General features: G+C 63.1%; 14 protein-coding genes and 1 tRNA gene. 11 read left to right on the plus strand and 4 right to left on the minus strand.

All coding sequences use genetic code 11. The annotated features are described in order from the left end of the window. Positions 1 to 5: 5 nt before the first annotated feature. The 6 genes from gyrB (at position 6) to QF777_07945 (ending at position 6,680) form a co-directional block, all read left to right on the plus strand. On the plus strand, positions 6 to 1,934 hold the full coding sequence (gyrB, locus tag QF777_07920) for a DNA topoisomerase (ATP-hydrolyzing) subunit B (protein ID MDP6911478.1): 1,929 nt from the start codon (positions 6 to 8) through the stop codon (positions 1,932 to 1,934). Further along, entirely contained in the window at positions 1,934 to 4,468 is a 2,535-nt protein-coding gene (gene gyrA, locus QF777_07925) for a DNA gyrase subunit A (protein MDP6911479.1), read from the plus strand. Before gyrB ends, gyrA begins: the two co-directional genes overlap by 1 nt. A gap of 90 nt (positions 4,469 to 4,558) precedes the next feature. Beyond that, complete coding sequence (locus tag QF777_07930) at positions 4,559 to 5,383, plus strand: DUF3566 domain-containing protein (protein ID MDP6911480.1); 825 nt, start codon at positions 4,559 to 4,561, stop codon at positions 5,381 to 5,383. Positions 5,384 to 5,422: 39 nt separating this feature from the next. Next, positions 5,423 to 5,496: transfer RNA gene (locus tag QF777_07935), tRNA-Ile, on the plus strand. Positions 5,497 to 5,501: 5 nt separating this feature from the next. Further along, positions 5,502 to 5,639: a hypothetical protein gene (locus QF777_07940; protein ID MDP6911481.1), complete on the plus strand. Its 138-nt coding sequence runs from the start codon at positions 5,502 to 5,504 to the stop codon at positions 5,637 to 5,639. Positions 5,640 to 5,663: 24 nt separating this feature from the next. After that, positions 5,664 to 6,680, plus strand: a complete 1,017-nt coding sequence (locus QF777_07945) for a Gfo/Idh/MocA family oxidoreductase (GenBank protein ID MDP6911482.1) — start codon at positions 5,664 to 5,666, stop codon at positions 6,678 to 6,680. Positions 6,681 to 6,730: 50 nt separating this feature from the next. Here the strand turns inward: QF777_07945 and QF777_07950 are convergent, their stop codons facing one another. Together QF777_07950 and QF777_07955 are read right to left on the minus strand one after the other, a co-directional pair. Further along, positions 6,731 to 7,513: an inositol monophosphatase family protein gene (locus QF777_07950; GenBank protein MDP6911483.1), complete on the minus strand. Its 783-nt coding sequence runs from the start codon at positions 7,511 to 7,513 to the stop codon at positions 6,731 to 6,733. Between the two features lie 130 nt (positions 7,514 to 7,643). Next, positions 7,644 to 8,777: a ring-hydroxylating oxygenase subunit alpha gene (locus tag QF777_07955; protein MDP6911484.1), complete on the minus strand. Its 1,134-nt coding sequence runs from the start codon at positions 8,775 to 8,777 to the stop codon at positions 7,644 to 7,646. Between the two features lie 93 nt (positions 8,778 to 8,870). Here QF777_07955 and QF777_07960 point away from each other — a divergent pair, with 93 nt between their 5' ends. Then, entirely contained in the window at positions 8,871 to 9,413 is a 543-nt protein-coding gene (locus QF777_07960; GenBank protein ID MDP6911485.1) for a hypothetical protein, read from the plus strand. Between the two features lie 95 nt (positions 9,414 to 9,508). Here QF777_07960 and QF777_07965 read toward each other — a convergent pair whose 3' ends face one another. Continuing rightward, positions 9,509 to 10,915, minus strand: coding sequence for a multicopper oxidase domain-containing protein (locus QF777_07965; protein ID MDP6911486.1), 1,407 nt, complete (start codon positions 10,913 to 10,915; stop codon positions 9,509 to 9,511). A gap of 761 nt (positions 10,916 to 11,676) precedes the next feature. Between QF777_07965 and QF777_07970 the strand changes: the two genes are divergently transcribed. From QF777_07970 to QF777_07980, 3 genes are read left to right on the plus strand one after another with little or no spacing between them, the layout of a single operon-like run. Further along, complete coding sequence (locus tag QF777_07970; protein ID MDP6911487.1) at positions 11,677 to 12,204, plus strand: arsenate reductase (azurin) small subunit; 528 nt, start codon at positions 11,677 to 11,679, stop codon at positions 12,202 to 12,204. Then, complete coding sequence (locus tag QF777_07975; protein MDP6911488.1) at positions 12,201 to 12,497, plus strand: hypothetical protein; 297 nt, start codon at positions 12,201 to 12,203, stop codon at positions 12,495 to 12,497. Before QF777_07970 ends, QF777_07975 begins: the two co-directional genes overlap by 4 nt. After that, on the plus strand, positions 12,494 to 13,138 hold the full coding sequence (locus QF777_07980) for a response regulator transcription factor (GenBank protein MDP6911489.1): 645 nt from the start codon (positions 12,494 to 12,496) through the stop codon (positions 13,136 to 13,138). Before QF777_07975 ends, QF777_07980 begins: the two co-directional genes overlap by 4 nt. A gap of 24 nt (positions 13,139 to 13,162) precedes the next feature. Here QF777_07980 and QF777_07985 read toward each other — a convergent pair whose 3' ends face one another. Continuing rightward, a complete protein-coding gene (locus QF777_07985) occupies positions 13,163 to 14,182 on the minus strand; it encodes a PAS domain S-box protein (protein ID MDP6911490.1) in 1,020 nt (339 codons plus the stop codon). A gap of 124 nt (positions 14,183 to 14,306) precedes the next feature. Between QF777_07985 and QF777_07990 the strand changes: the two genes are divergently transcribed. Then, positions 14,307 to 14,768, plus strand: coding sequence for a hypothetical protein (locus tag QF777_07990; protein MDP6911491.1), 462 nt, complete (start codon positions 14,307 to 14,309; stop codon positions 14,766 to 14,768). Positions 14,769 to 14,778: the final 10 nt, after the last annotated feature.

The raw sequence follows: 14,778 nt of genomic DNA on the forward strand, positions 1-14,778 counted from the left end.
CTCCCTTGACTACCGCAGAGACGTCCTACGGCGCAGCCGATATCACCGTCCTTGAGGGCCTCGAAGCCGTCCGGAAACGGCCTGGCATGTACATCGGATCGACGGGTCCCACCGGCCTCCACCACTTGGTGTGGGAGGTCGTAGACAACTCGGTTGACGAAGCGATGGCTGGCCACTGCACGACCATCGAGGTGACCCTCAGCGAGGACGGGTCGTGTGAGGTTTCAGATGATGGTCGGGGAATTCCCGTCGGCCTCCACCACCAGTATGAAGAGCTCACGGCCGCCGAGGTCGTGCTCACGGTGCTCCACGCCGGAGGCAAGTTTGGGGGCGAGGGATACAAGGTGTCCGGCGGGCTCCACGGCGTCGGCATCTCGGTGGTCAATGCGTTGTCGTCCAGGGTCGAGGTGGAGATTGATCGTGATGGCAGTCGGCACTACATGGATTTCGTGGAAGGCGGTCGACTGGAGACCCGTCTGGCGGTGAGCGGCGATTCACCCGATGGAAGGACCGGCACCACCGTTCGCTTCTGGCCGGACGAATCGATCTTTGACGAGACTCGATTCCGTTTCCAAACCTTGTCTGAGCGCTTCCAGATGATGGCGTTCCTGAACCGGGGTCTACGGATTCGATTGCGAGACGAACGGACGGACGAGAACCGTGGTGAGGTGGACTACCAGTACGAGGGGGGCATCCGCGACTTCGTGGCCCACGTGAATGCCTCTAAGGAGTCCTTGTTTTCCGAGGTCGGCTACATCGAAGGCATCGAGGACGGGCAGGAGGTCGAGGTGGCCTTCCAGTGGAATACCGGCTTCAACTCCGATGGTCTCCACTCCTTCGCCAACGGCATCAACACCCTCGAGGGGGGGATGCACGAGGAGGGATTTCGTAGCGCGTTGACAGCGGTGATGAACCGCTATGCCAAGAAGAGGAACCTCCTCAAGGAGAACGACGACAACCTCCAAGGCGAGGACATTCGCGAGGGGCTGACCGCCATCGTCAGCGTCCGCCTGTCTGATCCGCAGTTCGAGGGTCAGACCAAGTCCAAGCTGGGAAACGTCGAAATGCGATCGCTGGTGCAACGGACCACCAATGACCGGTTGGCCGACTGGCTGGAGGAACACCCCCCGGAAGCCAAGGCAATTGTCCAGAAGGCAATCAACGCCCAGCGGGCTCGGGTAGCCGCTCAGGATGCACGCAAGTCAGCCCGCCGGAAGTCGGCGTTGGACGGCGCCGGCATGCCCGACAAGCTCAAGGACTGTGCATCCAAAGATCCGCGGGAATCCGAACTTTTCATCGTGGAGGGCGATTCGGCTGGCGGTTCAGCGGTACAGGCACGCGACCCCCGCACCATGGCCATTCTTCCCATCCGGGGAAAGATCCTCAATGTCGAGCGTGCCCGTGCTGACCGGATGCTCAAGAACAACGAGATCCAAACGCTGATCCAGGCTATTGGTAGCGGCTTCGGCGACGACTTCGACGTCGGTCGCATCCGCTACCACAAGGTGATCCTGCTGTGTGACGCGGACGTAGACGGCAGCCACATCCGCACGCTTCTACTGACCTTCTTTTTCCGTCAGATGCGGCCGATGGTCGAGGCCGGACACGTCTACATCGCCCAACCTCCGCTGTATTCCACGGTGGTGGGGCGCGAGAAGGTCTACCTGAAGGACGACCACGCCAAGGAGGCGTTCTTGGTCGAGAATCCCAGCCACAAGCGGGAGTTCCAACGTCTCAAGGGCCTTGGCGAGATGGACTTCGACGAACTCAAGGAGACCACCATGGATCCGTCCCGTCGGAGTCTTCTGCAGGTGACCGTCGAGATGCTGGCCATTGCCGACGAGGTCTTCTCGACGCTCATGGGCGAGGACGTGGAGAGCCGTAAGCGCTTCATCCAGACCAATGCCCGCGATGTCCGGTTCTTGGACATCTAGTGGCTGACGAGACGGACGTCCCGACGACAGACGTGGCTGCTCCGGGTGACGAGGCACCGACGCTGGGATTCATCCAGCCCATCGAGATCCAGGAGGAGATGGAGCAGTCTTTCTTGGACTACGCCATGTCGGTCATCGTGTCGCGGGCTCTTCCCGACGCACGGGACGGTCTCAAGCCGGTGCACCGACGAATCCTCTGGGGCATGTACGACCTTGGAGCCCGGCCGGATCGGCCGACCATGAAGTGCGCCCGCGTCACCGGCGAAGTCATGGGTAAGTACCACCCCCATGGGGATCTAGCCATCTACGACGCCCTGGTTCGCATGGGACAGAACTTCAGCCTGCGTCACCCGGTCGTGCACCCGAAGGGAAACTTCGGCTATTCGCCGGACGACGCGGCCGCCGCGGCCCGTTACACCGAATGTCGCCTCGATCCGATCGCCCTGGACCTCCTGGCCGGGATCGACGAGGACACCGTTGATTTCACGGAGAACTACTCGGGTGAATTCACCGAGCCGGTGGTCCTTCCGGCCCGCTTTCCGAACCTTCTGGTAAACGGCAGCCAGGGCATTGCGGTAGGCATGGCGACCAACATTCCGACCCACAATCTGGGTGAGGTGATCGATGCCACGATCCACCTCATCGACCATCCGGACGCCACGCCGGATGACCTGATGGAACACTTGCCTGCACCGGACTTCCCAACCGGGGCCCTGATCCTGGGGCGGTCCGGTATCCGCGAGGCCTACCGGACCGGCCGCGGACAGGTACGGATGCGGGCCCGCACCGACATCGAAGAGGGCCAGCGGTCGAGCCGGATCGTGGTCTCCGAGTTGCCGTACCAGTCCAGCCCCAACCTGATCATGTCCAAGATCCGTGACTTGGTGGATGCTCGAGAGATTGAGGGCATTGCCGACATCAACGACGAGTCGGCGCAGGGAAGAACCCGAATCGTGATCACGCTCAAGCGGGACGCCCCGGCGCTGGTCATCCTTAACAACTTGTTCAAGCGGACGCCGCTGCAGACCACGTTTTCGGTCAACACGGTGGCCCTTGTCGACGAGGTGCCCCGCACTCTGAACCTGCGTGAACTGCTGGTGGCCTACGTCGACCACCAGGTCGAAGTGGTACGTCGCCGCAGCGAGTTTCGGTTGGCCAAGGCACGCGATGAGGCCCACATAACCGAAGGCCTCCTGAAGGCACTCGACCTGATCGATGACATCATCGCCCTGATCCGGGGGTCGGCGGATCGGGCTACGGCGCGTGAAGGTCTGATGGGTGATGACTTCGAGTTCAGCGAGGTCCAGGCAAACCACATCTTGGACATGCAGCTGGCCCGCCTGACCCGTCTTGGACGGACCAACCTCGAGGAGAGGATGGTCGAGCTCCAGGCGACGATCGCTGAGTTGGAGGCCATCCTCGGAGACGAAGAACGCCTTCGCAGCGTTATCAAGGACGAGTTGGGCGAGGTGCGGGCCAGACATGCCACCCCGCGGCGCAGCGAGATGGTCCACGATCCAGGCGAACTCGACATCGAGGACCTGATCGACGACGAGGAGATGGTGTTCGCCATGAGCACCTCGGGTTACGTCAAGACGATGTCAATCGGTGAGTTTCGGACCCAGGGGCGCGGAGGCAAGGGCGTCACAGGAGCAAAGCTCAAGGACGAGGATGCGGTGGCTCACCTCATCCACACCACCGCTCATGCCTACCTGTTGTTCTTCTCCACCAGGGGCCGGGTATACCGGCTCAAAGCTCACGAGATTCCGTCGGCTGGTCGTACAGCCCGCGGGACATCGATCGTGAACCTGCTCCCGTTGCAGCCCGACGAGCGGATCCAGGCCGTCATCGACACCCGGGACTACGAGTCGAACCGCTTCCTGTTCTTCGCCATGCGGAGCGGACGGGTGAAGAAGACCCTGTTCACGGCCTACGATTCGTCGTTGAAGGCCGGTCTGATCGCCGTGCGCCTCAACGACGGCGACGAGCTGGTGGCCGTGGTGCCCACCAACGGGGACGACGACCTGTTCCTTGTCTCGAGCTCTGGCCAGACCCTGCGGATCTCCGAGGACGACGTGCGGCCCATGGGGCGGAGCGTGGCCGGGGTGAGGGGCATGAAATTCCGGGACGAGGACGTTCTGGTGTCGTGTTGCGTGGCCCGTGCCGACGCCACGATCCTCCATCTGACCACCGAGGGCTATGGCAAGCGGACCGAGTTGGACGAGTTCACGGTCAAGGGCCGTGCTGGTCTTGGTGTACGGGGTATCCGGACGACCGATGATCGGGGACGAGTGGCTGGTGCGCTGGTGCTGACCGAGGACGAGGACCTGTTCGCCATCACGACGGCTGGAATGATCATCCGCATGCCCGCGACCGACATTTCGGTCCAGGGTCGGGATGCAACCGGGGTTCGGGTCATGTCCCCCGGCGATGGCCAGGAAGTCGCTGCGGTGTCGCCCGTACCGGCCGGCGAACCCGACGAGGAGTTCACCGAAGAGTTGGCTGACGGGCTGCCAGAGGTGCCCGTCGAATAGAACTGACCCCCGGGTGGTTCGTGCCTGGGCAACGGCCCAGTCGCCGGCCCGTCCGGCTGGACCGGGATCGGACCCGTAGACTTCCGGCCCGTGGCCCCCGACGACATCGATGATTCCAGTGAGCCGCGCCCAGCCGCGCGCTCTGGGGAACTCTTCGCGGATCTTGGGGAGGAGTCGACTGATGATCTCGTCGTGGACCTGCCTGAGGAGCTGGGCGATTTGGTCGATCCTGAAGGCGACATTGAAGCTGACGCAAGAACCGAGAACGACGTCGCATTGACGGCGCAGCAGTCGTCAGGCGACCTGTTGGCGAAGATGTCTGGTGGGGACCTCGATGACGACGACCTCGACGTGTCACCAGTCTTTCGACGGGAACGTCCACGTGTCCTGAAGGGCTGGTTCGGTCGGGCACGGGCAGAGGCCCTCCCGGTCGTCGAACGGGCTTCAGGTGCTCCGACCGGTGGGTATCGGGTGCGACGGGTTCGCCGTTTGGTCCGTCACATCGAGCCGTGGTCGGTTCTGAAGGTCTGTCTGGTGTTCTACCTGTGCGTCTGGGGTCTTCTGGTCATCGCTACCCGCATGCTGTGGAGCGCGGCTGACGAGGCGGGAACCATCGGCAAGGTCGAATCGTTCATCGAGGAACTATTCGCCCTCGAATCCTTCACCTTCGACTCGGCACAGATCTTCCGGATCTTCGTGCTGGGTGGCCTGGTCCTCGTGGTCGGCGGTATCGGTGTCACCGTGGTCCTTGTGGTGCTCTTCAACCTCATCAGCGATCTGACCGGGGGAATCCGCTTCACCATGGTGGAAGAGGAAACCGCGGTTCGACAGAGGAAGTTGCGGCGTGGTGATGTCGTCGTCGAGACCCCCGTGACCGGCACTGGTTGGCAAACCGAGGGCGGTCCGGGAGAGTAGTGACGCCTTCGTCGGCGCCGATACCGTTCCGGGGTCTGCGGGGCTATAGCTCAGTCGGTTAGAGCGCACCCCTGATAAGGGTGAGGTCGCTGGTTCGATTCCAGCTAGCCCCACGTTCATGCAGTTCATCCGACGAGCCCTCGCCGCGGTGAGCGTCGCCGCCGCGGTGGCCGCCGCCCTCCGCATTAACGGAGCTGACGGGATCGCGCGCCGCTCCGGCGGATGGCGACCCCTGGCTGGGCCACACCTCCGGTGAACCACCTCCCATGAGACGCTTTTCATGAACCGGGTAGCGGTCCTCGGGGCCGGAGCGGTCGGCGCCCGGGTGGCCCGTCAACTCCTGTCCTCCGATGCGGTCGAGCAGGTCTTGCTGCGAGACATCTCGGCTGAACGCCTGGCTCGAGCCTCACGATCCCTCGGTGACCGGTGTCGGGTCGAACACCATCCGTTCTCCGACTCGCTGGAGGCCGATGTGGTCGTGGTGGCAACGCCAAGGGGGACCCATCTCGAGGCGGTGATCGAGACCATTGCGGCCCGTCGGCCAGCGGTACTGGTTGGTGACGGCCTAGCCGAGACGATCGCGGTGCTTCGGCGGTCGGGCGACGCAGCCCGTGCCGGCGTGCCGATCGCGGTGGGCAGCGGCTTCGGACCAGGTATGTCCTGTGTCCTGGCGGCCCATGGCGCCTCGTGGTTCGACGAAGTCGACGAGGTACACGTGGCGAAGGTTGGCACGGGCGGACCTGCGTGTGCGTTGGTCCACCATCGGGCACTCAGTCGACGTTCCTACGACTGGCGGGTGGACGATGGTTCCGGCGCGGGCGACTGGACCCGCCGGACGGGTGGCTCGGGCCGTGAACTGGCGTGGTTTCCCGATCCGGTGGGACCGAGGGACTGCTATCGGGCGGCTCTTCCTGATCCGGTGTTGTTGCACCACGCACTGCCCACGGTGGGTCGGATCACCGCCCGGGTGGCGGCTACCCGCCGGGATCGCCTGACGGCGCCATTACCCATGCTGTCTCCGCCGCACGTGGAGGGCGGGATGGGTGCTGTACGGGTCGAGGTCCGGGGTCGGCGAGATGACGCAAGCGACGTGGTCGTGCTCGGAGCCACCGAGCGACCAGCAGTGGCTGCCGCCGCAGTGGCTGCCACGACGGTGGAGTGGTTGCTGGCGGGTCGCCACCGCGTGGCCGGAATGGCCGGTCTGGCCGAGATGGTCGAACCGGTGGCATTCCTGTCGGACCTGGTGGAGCGGGATCTTAAGGCTTCGATCTTCGAGGGGGAGCGGGCCCTTTCCTGAGCATCGGTTCTGGTTGCCTGTTCTGAGTGCCCCACTCTGGGTACTGGTCTTCAGCGGCCGACCAGTTCGAGGATCTGGGGGGCGAGCGCCAGGTTGGTGGCCAGGGCGTCCCCACCTTCGGCAGTCACGGCACCCGACAGATCGGTGAACACGCCACCGGCCTCCGGGAGGATGGTCAGCATGGGGGCGACGTCCCACCGGCTCACGATCGGATCGACCATGGCGTGCGCTCGACCGGTGGCCACCAGCACGTAGCCGTAGGCATCACCCCAGGTCCGGATCACCGCGTTGCGCCCGACGAACTCGTCGAGTGCGGCGGCTGACGGCCAATAGTCGACGCCACTGGTAACGATGCAGGAGCCATGGAGGTCCTCGCGGTCCGACACGCTGGTCGGTTCGCCGTTCACGAAGCAACCGAGTCCCCGGCCAGCCCAGACGCATTCGTCGAGTGCGGGGATGTTGATCACCCCCACGACTGGGCCGTGCTCGTCCTCAAGGGCCACGAGGTTGGCGTAGAGGGGCACACCGTGGATGAACGACTGGGTGCCGTCGATGGGGTCGAGTACCCAGGTGCGTCCCGAGGTGCCGTCGGTGTCGGATTCCTCTTCACCGACCACGGCGTCGTCGGGGTACGTGGCGCCTATCCGTTCCCTGAGAAGACGTTCGGCTCCGCGGTCGGCTGCGGTGACCGGGGTGCCGTCTTCCTTGCCTTCCACCGCGACGTCGGGGCGACGGAAGAGTTCCAGGGTCAGAGCCCCTGCCGCACGTGCGATGGCTATGGCGAAGTCAAGGTCGGACTGTTGTGCGGCGGGAGCAGCGGGGGTTGGCGACATGGTCGGGAGCCTAGGGTCGGCACCTTCGGGGACGAGCGGACGGGAGGCCCGGTGTGACGACGGTTTCGTTTTCACGCTGCCGGACTGGTACTGGCTGCTGGCCTACGGACCGGGTGTCGGCCGACATCGGTTACCTGCCGGCACTGCGGTAGGCATCGAGTAGCAGGCCGTGGAAGTGGTGGACGCCGTGTTCGGATTTCCCCGAGCCCGCCGGGTCGTGCACGATGCGACCCTGGGTAAAAGCTGGGGTGGTCATGCCCCGCTGCACGCTCTCCACCAGCGCTATGTCCTCGGCTTGGAGGACGTCGTCGATGTACCTGATGGCCTCCAGCTCGGCCTCGGTCGCCTCGGCGGTCTCGAAGAAGAAGTCGTAGGTCTCGCGGGTGCGACCTGGGCCGTCGGGTACGACGTTCATGACGATGAAGTTGCCCCGTCCCGGGTAACGCATGAGACACGTGGTGGGCCACAGCCACCAGACGGCGTGGTCGGTAACCGTGGCATCGTCGACCGGGTAGGCGGTGTTGTCGGATCGCCCAGCCTCAGCCATGTGGCTGGACCAGATCCCGTGGGTGGACACCTCGTAGGTATCCATATTGACCAGCGTGCAGAAGTCCCGGTGGGCGACCGGACAGTGATAGCACTCGAGGAAGTTGTCGATGACGTTCTTCCAGTCCGACGCAATCTCGTAGGTCAGGCGATGAGCGTGGGTGAGATCGGCCACGTCGGGTGCCCAGTGGGCAATCTCGGCAGCCAGATCACCGGCCTGCTCGGCCAGGGCCCGGGCCTCCGAGTCGAGGTTCACGTAGACGAAGCCGCCAAACTCCTCCACGGCTAGGGCATCGAGGCAGATGGAGTCCGGGTCGAAGTCGACTAGGTGGTCGGTGTGGGGGGCGGTGAGGAGGCCGCCGTCTAGGCCGTAGGACCAGGCGTGATACGGGCAGGTGATCCGCTTTACGGTGCCGTCGCCGGTCAGGAGTTCGTGGGCCCGGTGCATGCAGACGTTGGAAAACGCCCTAAGGGTGTGATCGACGTCGCGGGCCACGACGACCGACCGATCGGCGATCGTTGTGGTCGTGTACGTGCCGGGGTCACGGACCTTTTCGACATGACACACCCACTGCCAGGTCCTGGAGAAGACGGTCTCGACCTCTACATCGAACCAACGTGGATCGGTGTAGGCATCTGTCGAGAGTGACATCGAGCGGGCGGGGTTGGGATCCCAGCCGGTGGCCAGAGCCTCTCGTTCAGCGGCGGTGGGCCCCATTGTCACAGCCAGACACTAGAAGCAGAGGGTCCGCGCGCGCGATGGTCCGCGCGCGCGAACCTCGAGGACCCACCCAGACAGCAGAGGAACCCCATGTCCCAGATCCCCAGTTCACCCGAGATGAAGTCGGACCAGACCCAGGAGGAACAGGTGGTGGCACGCGCCCGGGACTACGACGAGGCCCGTCAGCGGGCCGCCGATCTCCACCGGGACCGCATCGTGGCCGGTGAGGAAGAGCGTCTGGCGGACAGCGACTTCCACGCCGCATCAAACGACCGGTTCGCCGCAAACTTGACGGCGGATGACCGGACGATGGGGTTCACTGGAACGACCGAAGCTCCTTCATCTGATGGCGAACCGGTCGACCAGAAAACCGGATGGGCGAACCATCGATACCAGGTGCTGTTGGAGGCCCGAAAGAGGTTGGACGTTCTCTGTGATCGGGCTGACCGTGAGCTCGACGAGACTCTCGGGGCGCTTCTGTCAGCCACCGACGGCCTCAGGCAGGTGGCCGGCGAAGACGAGGAGAGCGATGATGCCGAGGCCTTCGATCTGGTGGTCGGTGGCAGGGTCGACGCGGCGGTCAAGGAGTCCGACGAAGCCGTTGATCTCACCGGTGCAACGTCGGCGGCCTGAACGGTCTTAGCGCTACTAGTCGGTGCAGCCGAACATGATCTTCCTACCTGTCGACGGTGATCTTGTCGAGGAGTGGTATCCGTTGGGAGGTTCGGTCAGGCAGCTTCAACGATGACCGCGGTGACCATGCCAAACATCCCGTCATCGCGTTCCACGTGGTTGAGGATGTGACAGTGCCACACCCAGGCGCCGGGTTCGTCGGGACGGACTAGTACCGAGTAGCGCTCGCCAGGCGCCACATTGATGGTGTCGGCAAAGTATGGGTGATCGAGGGGGAATCCGTCCTTGGCGAATACCAACTGGGGGAACTGGTGCATGTGCATCGGATGGATCTGCAACCCCTCGTTGTAGTAGTCGACGACAATCCAGTCTCCTGCGGTGACGACGTAGGGCTGAGTCGCCGGGAAGGACTTGCCGTTTAGTGAGTAGCCGATGACCCCAGCGTCGTTAAGAACCATCGGGATGATCCTCGAGATCTCGAGGTCGGCTGGAATGGATACCCCCCCGATCGTCTTCCCGCGGGGAACTGGCGGTTCGCCAATGGTGAAAACACCGAACAACCCGTTGGGAATCGCCATGTGGCCCATGTGGTGGGCGTGGTACATGCCGGTTCGGGGTTCCTCGGCAGTGAACTCATATGTAAATGAGGTACCCGGCTGGATCAGGTCTTGGGTCAGGGGAGCCACGCCGTCCATGTCGTTGGGTGTGGAGATCCCGTGCCAGTGGACGTCAGTTCCCAATGGAAGCTGGTTGTCGATCACCACCCGAACTCGGTCGCCGACGTCGACCCGGATGACCGGGCCGGGGACTTGGCCGTTGTAGGTCCAGGCATCGACGATCTTCCCGGGCTCGACTTCCCACGGTGTGATGGCAGAAGTCAGATGGAATTCCTTGGTTCCGTCGGCGGTGGTGACTGCCTCCAAGATCTGGTTGCCGATGCCGGTGGTCTCGGCCGGGAAGTTTCGGATCGACTCCAACATGATTCGGTCCATCTCGGCCCAGTCGACGTCTCCTCCGTGGGCACCATTTCCATGGGAGGAGGCCGCCGTGGTCAGCTCCGGGTCATCGGCGTCAAGCACGGTCAGGGTGGCAGTCATTCCGGCCTCCGTGTGTCCGGAGATCTCGCACGTCATGGGATACGTACCTGGACGTAGCGTCCCCAAGTCCAAAACAGCTGAACGGTTGGTGCCCAATATGGGGGTAACTGGCCCGTTGTCGAATTGGAGGTTGTGTTCGGCTGAACCGAAGTTGGTCACGGATAGGACGACCGGACCCGCCGGCACGGTCAGGGTGCCGGTAATGGCAAACTCGGTTAGAGAAATCTCAGCTACAAAGACCCCGTCGCTGGCCACCGGGGTGGGGTGGAGTTCTCCGGAGACGGCTGCCGAGGTCGAAGAAGCCGGAGAGTCGTCGTCGGTAGCGCAACTGGCCACCAAGAGGGCAAAGGCCAGAGATGCGATGAGGATTCGTGTCATGAGGTGGCGGGTGTTTGATGTCGGCACCGAAGGTCCTCCATTGGTTGGTCCGCCGTGTTGACGGACGATGGGTCTGATGAATCAAGTGTCAGAGCGCTAGGGCCCGGTGGTCGTGGAGGAACGTCTTGAGTCAACGGTCCGTAGTGGAGACACCCAGGCTTTCCGCACTGCATGAGTGATGCTTCGTCGGGTTATTGGTGAATAGACGACGTGGGTACCGGCTAGAAGTTCGCTGTGGACCGCGACCTGCGGTTTGGGGACCTCGACGACTATCGGCGTGTTCGAATGTCGACACTTGAGCAGCCGGAGGATCTCCCGGTTGGTCGGGTTGGATAGAGGGAACGAGAAGAAGATCACGTCGGCTTCGGCGGCTGCCGGACAACTAGCCGGTTTCATCAACGGGCATCGTGATCCCGCATTGTCGTCCGGGCCTCCACATCCGACTACTTGAAAGCCTTCCCTTTCGAGCAGTCGGACAATGGATGACCGCACTGCTCCGTCGGACTCTTCGACGAGGACCCGGGGGTCAGTTGGCCACGGACTGAACCGCGGGGTACGGAATGATTTCCCGCGGCCATGTCGACGATGCTTCTGCTTGGCCATGCTTTGACGGTACGGATAGCCCAAGAAGCTTTTCAGGGCCAGAGGTCCCGATTCATGGGGCTTCTTCGAGTGGTTTCCGCACAACAGGACCTTTGACCCTGAGCGCCTTCCACGATCGTCCGTACCGTCTGATTTACCACCCGTGCGCCGATTGGAAGACCGTGCCGCTCACCAGGAGAGATTTCGTGATTGCTGGAGGCGCCATTGGTGCCACCCTTGGAGGTGGTGTCGTCGCCCCGGTAGCCCTCACCTGGGAACGGGATCGGTTCGGCAACTTCACCGCTGTGACCGCCCGGTTCGCCGAAGTGGTCGTAGCAGACCTTTCTCAACTGGTTGTTGGAGAGCCAGTTACCTTCGAATATCCGGCGGAGGGGCAGCGCAACGTACTGGTGCGAATCGGTCGGCCGGTCGAACACGGAGTCGGCCCTGACCTCGACCTCGTTGGCTTCTCCTCGATCTGTCCTCACACTGGCTGCCCATTTGACGAGTACCGGGTTGACATGGCCACCCTGGACTTCTGCCCATGCCAGTTCATTACCTTCGATGTCGCAGCTGATGGGATTCCGTCGTTCAACCAAGCCACCCAGCACCTATCGCGTATCCTCCTGCGGCTCGAGGGCGACGATGTTGTGGCATACGGGGTACGACGACCCATCTATGGAGACACCGACCCACTGCACGGCGTCGGTATGAAGGTCCTGGAGTCGACATGAACACCGCACACCACCTCCTGTCGGGCCACCGAACCGAAACACGTCTCGTCGATGCTGACGGTGAACGGCTCCTCCGGACCGTCGTGGTTGCCACCCTCGGCTCCGCCGTCTTCATCACCGGGTTCTTTGCTTTGGTGACCTGGCTCGTTGCCCCCGAAGCTGGGGTGGTGAGCGCCTTGGCTCTTGGTGGCCTTTCAGGTATCTGGGTCTCGGTCCTTGCTGGCGGGGTAATTGGTAACGGGATCCACGAAGCCCGACATGAACGGGCCGAACGTGATAAGTCGAAAGCGTGAGCCTCCGCATCTTCCTCGTTGACGACCACGACGTCGTCCGCCGGGGCCTGACTGCGTTGATCGACGCCGAGGATGACCTCGAGGTGGTCGGTACGTCCAGTTCGGCCGCCGGCACGCTCGACGCCATCGCTGCGACGAGACCGGACGTATCCGTTCTCGACGTACGCCTTGGAGACGGCAACGGCGTCGAGGTATGCCGCGACATCCGCTCCGCACACCCCAAGGTTGCCTGCCTGATCCTCACGTCGTTTGAGGACGACCAAGCCCTCGTCGAGGCCAGCCTTGCCGGAGCTGCCGGTTACGTCCTCAAACGAGTCCAGGGAGATGAGCTTCTCACCGCGATCCGACTGGTCGGAAAGGGAAGGCGTCTTCTTGCCCCCGGCACCACCCGACTGGCCTTGCGGCGGCTCCGCGAGAGCGGCGAGGCAGCCGTCGAGGAACTCTCACCGCAAGAACGGCGCATCTTCGACTTGATTGGCGACGGACTATCCAACCGCGAGATCGCGGATCGCATGTACCTCGCAGAAAAGACAGTCAAGAACTACGTCACCAACTTGCTACGGAAGTTGGGGATGTCGCGCCGGACCGAAGCCGCGGCATTCGCTGCCCGGTTGGACGAGCGCCGACGGTCAACAAGTTGACCGGCGGCACCAATAAAGAGCGGATCAAGATCCGTCGGACCGCATTGGCACCGACCACTCGATAGTTGTTCCCCCAATCGGGTTCCGGCAGGCGCTAAAGGTCCCCGCGTGGCGAGACGCTCGATCCTCAAGGTTCGCGAGGCCACTGCGTCGGGGTGGCTCGTCGGCGATCCCCGTCCCATCGTCAACCACTTCGATGGTGAGCCGGTCGGAGACATCGATTCGCAGTTCGACCGTTGTCGCCTCGGCATGACGGGCCACGTTGGTCAAGCTCTCCCGCACCACGGCCAAGGCCTCTTCGACCAGTTCGTCAGGGACCCCGGTGTCGAGCGGTCCGCGAAAGTGGCACCGTGGCTCGATTCCCAGGGTGCGCACTACATCGGCGACTAGGGCCTCAACTTGTGAGCGAAGACCTGATCTTGCATGGACCGGCGACGACAGGTCGAAGATGACCGTTCGGATAGTGCGGATCGTCCCGTCAAGGGCAGCCACCACCTCGGCGAGCCGCTCGGGCTGCGAGTAGGTGGCTTGCAAAGCCTGGAGCCCGATTCCGGCAGCAAAGAGCTCTTGGATGACCGTGTCATGGAGCTCGCGGGCGATGCGTTCGTGGTCCTCGGCCAAATCACGGGACCGTTCGGCGTGCTGGAGACGCTCCTCAGCCTCCACCCAAGCCGACATATCCCGCACGGCGGCCAACGTGCGCTCACCACCATCCAATGGCGCCAGACTCACGTGTATTGGAAAGGCTGTGTCGTCGGCCCGTCGGCCTTGAAGGCGGAGGCCGGTGCCCATCGGGCGAGCTAGTGGATCATTCTCGAACGAGGTTCGGTGGTGGGCGTGAACCTTACGGAGGTCCTCGGGGATTAGGTCCTCGACCGAGCGCCCGACAAGGGTCTTGGCGGGGTGCCCAAACAACAGATAGGCCGCCTGGTTGGCGGCCAGGATCCGTCCACCGCGTTCGACGACGACGAGAGCGTCCGGAGAGGAGTCCCAGACTTCCTCGACCGAGACTCCAAATGTCGGGTCCCACGTCCTTCGCTCCATGGCTCGAGCGTAGGACGGGTAGATCGCATTCGCCCCGACGCTGGACCGGGACCAAGGTCCCGAATCTCGAGGAGGTGACAATGGTCCCTGTTGGCGGTGACTGTCTCGGTCCGAGGATTACCCCATGGACCCCACCACCGATATCCCTATTGAGGATTGCGGCGATGGCAACTCGTTTGCCAAGGTTGCCGACAAACCCCGTGCCGTCGTTATTGGAGTTGATGATGCCCTACGGGACACCCTCATGGACCATTTGGCTGCGTCGGGCTTTGAGGTTGTGGATTATGAGTGCCAGGACGATGACGTCTTGGCTGACGGCGATGAGCGGATTCGGCCTAGCGACGTCCTGGTTTTTTCATTTCGCGAGGTCACAGAAGCTCGACGAAACGCCTGTCGTTCAGTCCGCCGTTCCCACCCGAAGAACCCGGTCGTGATCGAACTCATGAATCCGAAGACGTTCCGTTACGCCGACTTGCTCCTTGGAGCACGAGTAGTCAGCGCTCCGGTATCGCGTGAATCGCTTCAAAAGGCGGCTCTAGATGCCTGGTCGACACCCAATCCCATATACGAGATGCTCCGGAGGTGACGCTCAGGAT

The sequence above is a fragment of the Acidimicrobiales bacterium genome, assembly GCA_030747595.1.
Classification (GTDB): Bacteria; Actinomycetota; Acidimicrobiia; order Acidimicrobiales; family MedAcidi-G1; genus UBA9410.

Coding starts and splice junctions, on each gene's coding strand:
- QF777_07940 (MDP6911481.1), top strand. CDS start 5,502: ATGCAGTTCATCCGACGAGCCCTCGCCGCGGTGAGCGTCGCCGCCGCG.
- QF777_07945 (MDP6911482.1), top strand. CDS start 5,664: ATGAACCGGGTAGCGGTCCTCGGGGCCGGAGCGGTCGGCGCCCGGGTG.
- QF777_07950 (MDP6911483.1), bottom strand. CDS start 7,513: ATGTCGCCAACCCCCGCTGCTCCCGCCGCACAACAGTCCGACCTTGAC.
- QF777_07955 (MDP6911484.1), bottom strand. CDS start 8,777: ATGGGGCCCACCGCCGCTGAACGAGAGGCTCTGGCCACCGGCTGGGAT.
- QF777_07960 (MDP6911485.1), top strand. CDS start 8,871: ATGTCCCAGATCCCCAGTTCACCCGAGATGAAGTCGGACCAGACCCAG.
- QF777_07975 (MDP6911488.1), top strand. CDS start 12,201: ATGAACACCGCACACCACCTCCTGTCGGGCCACCGAACCGAAACACGT.
- QF777_07985 (MDP6911490.1), bottom strand. CDS start 14,182: ATGGAGCGAAGGACGTGGGACCCGACATTTGGAGTCTCGGTCGAGGAA.
- QF777_07990 (MDP6911491.1), top strand. CDS start 14,307: ATGGACCCCACCACCGATATCCCTATTGAGGATTGCGGCGATGGCAAC.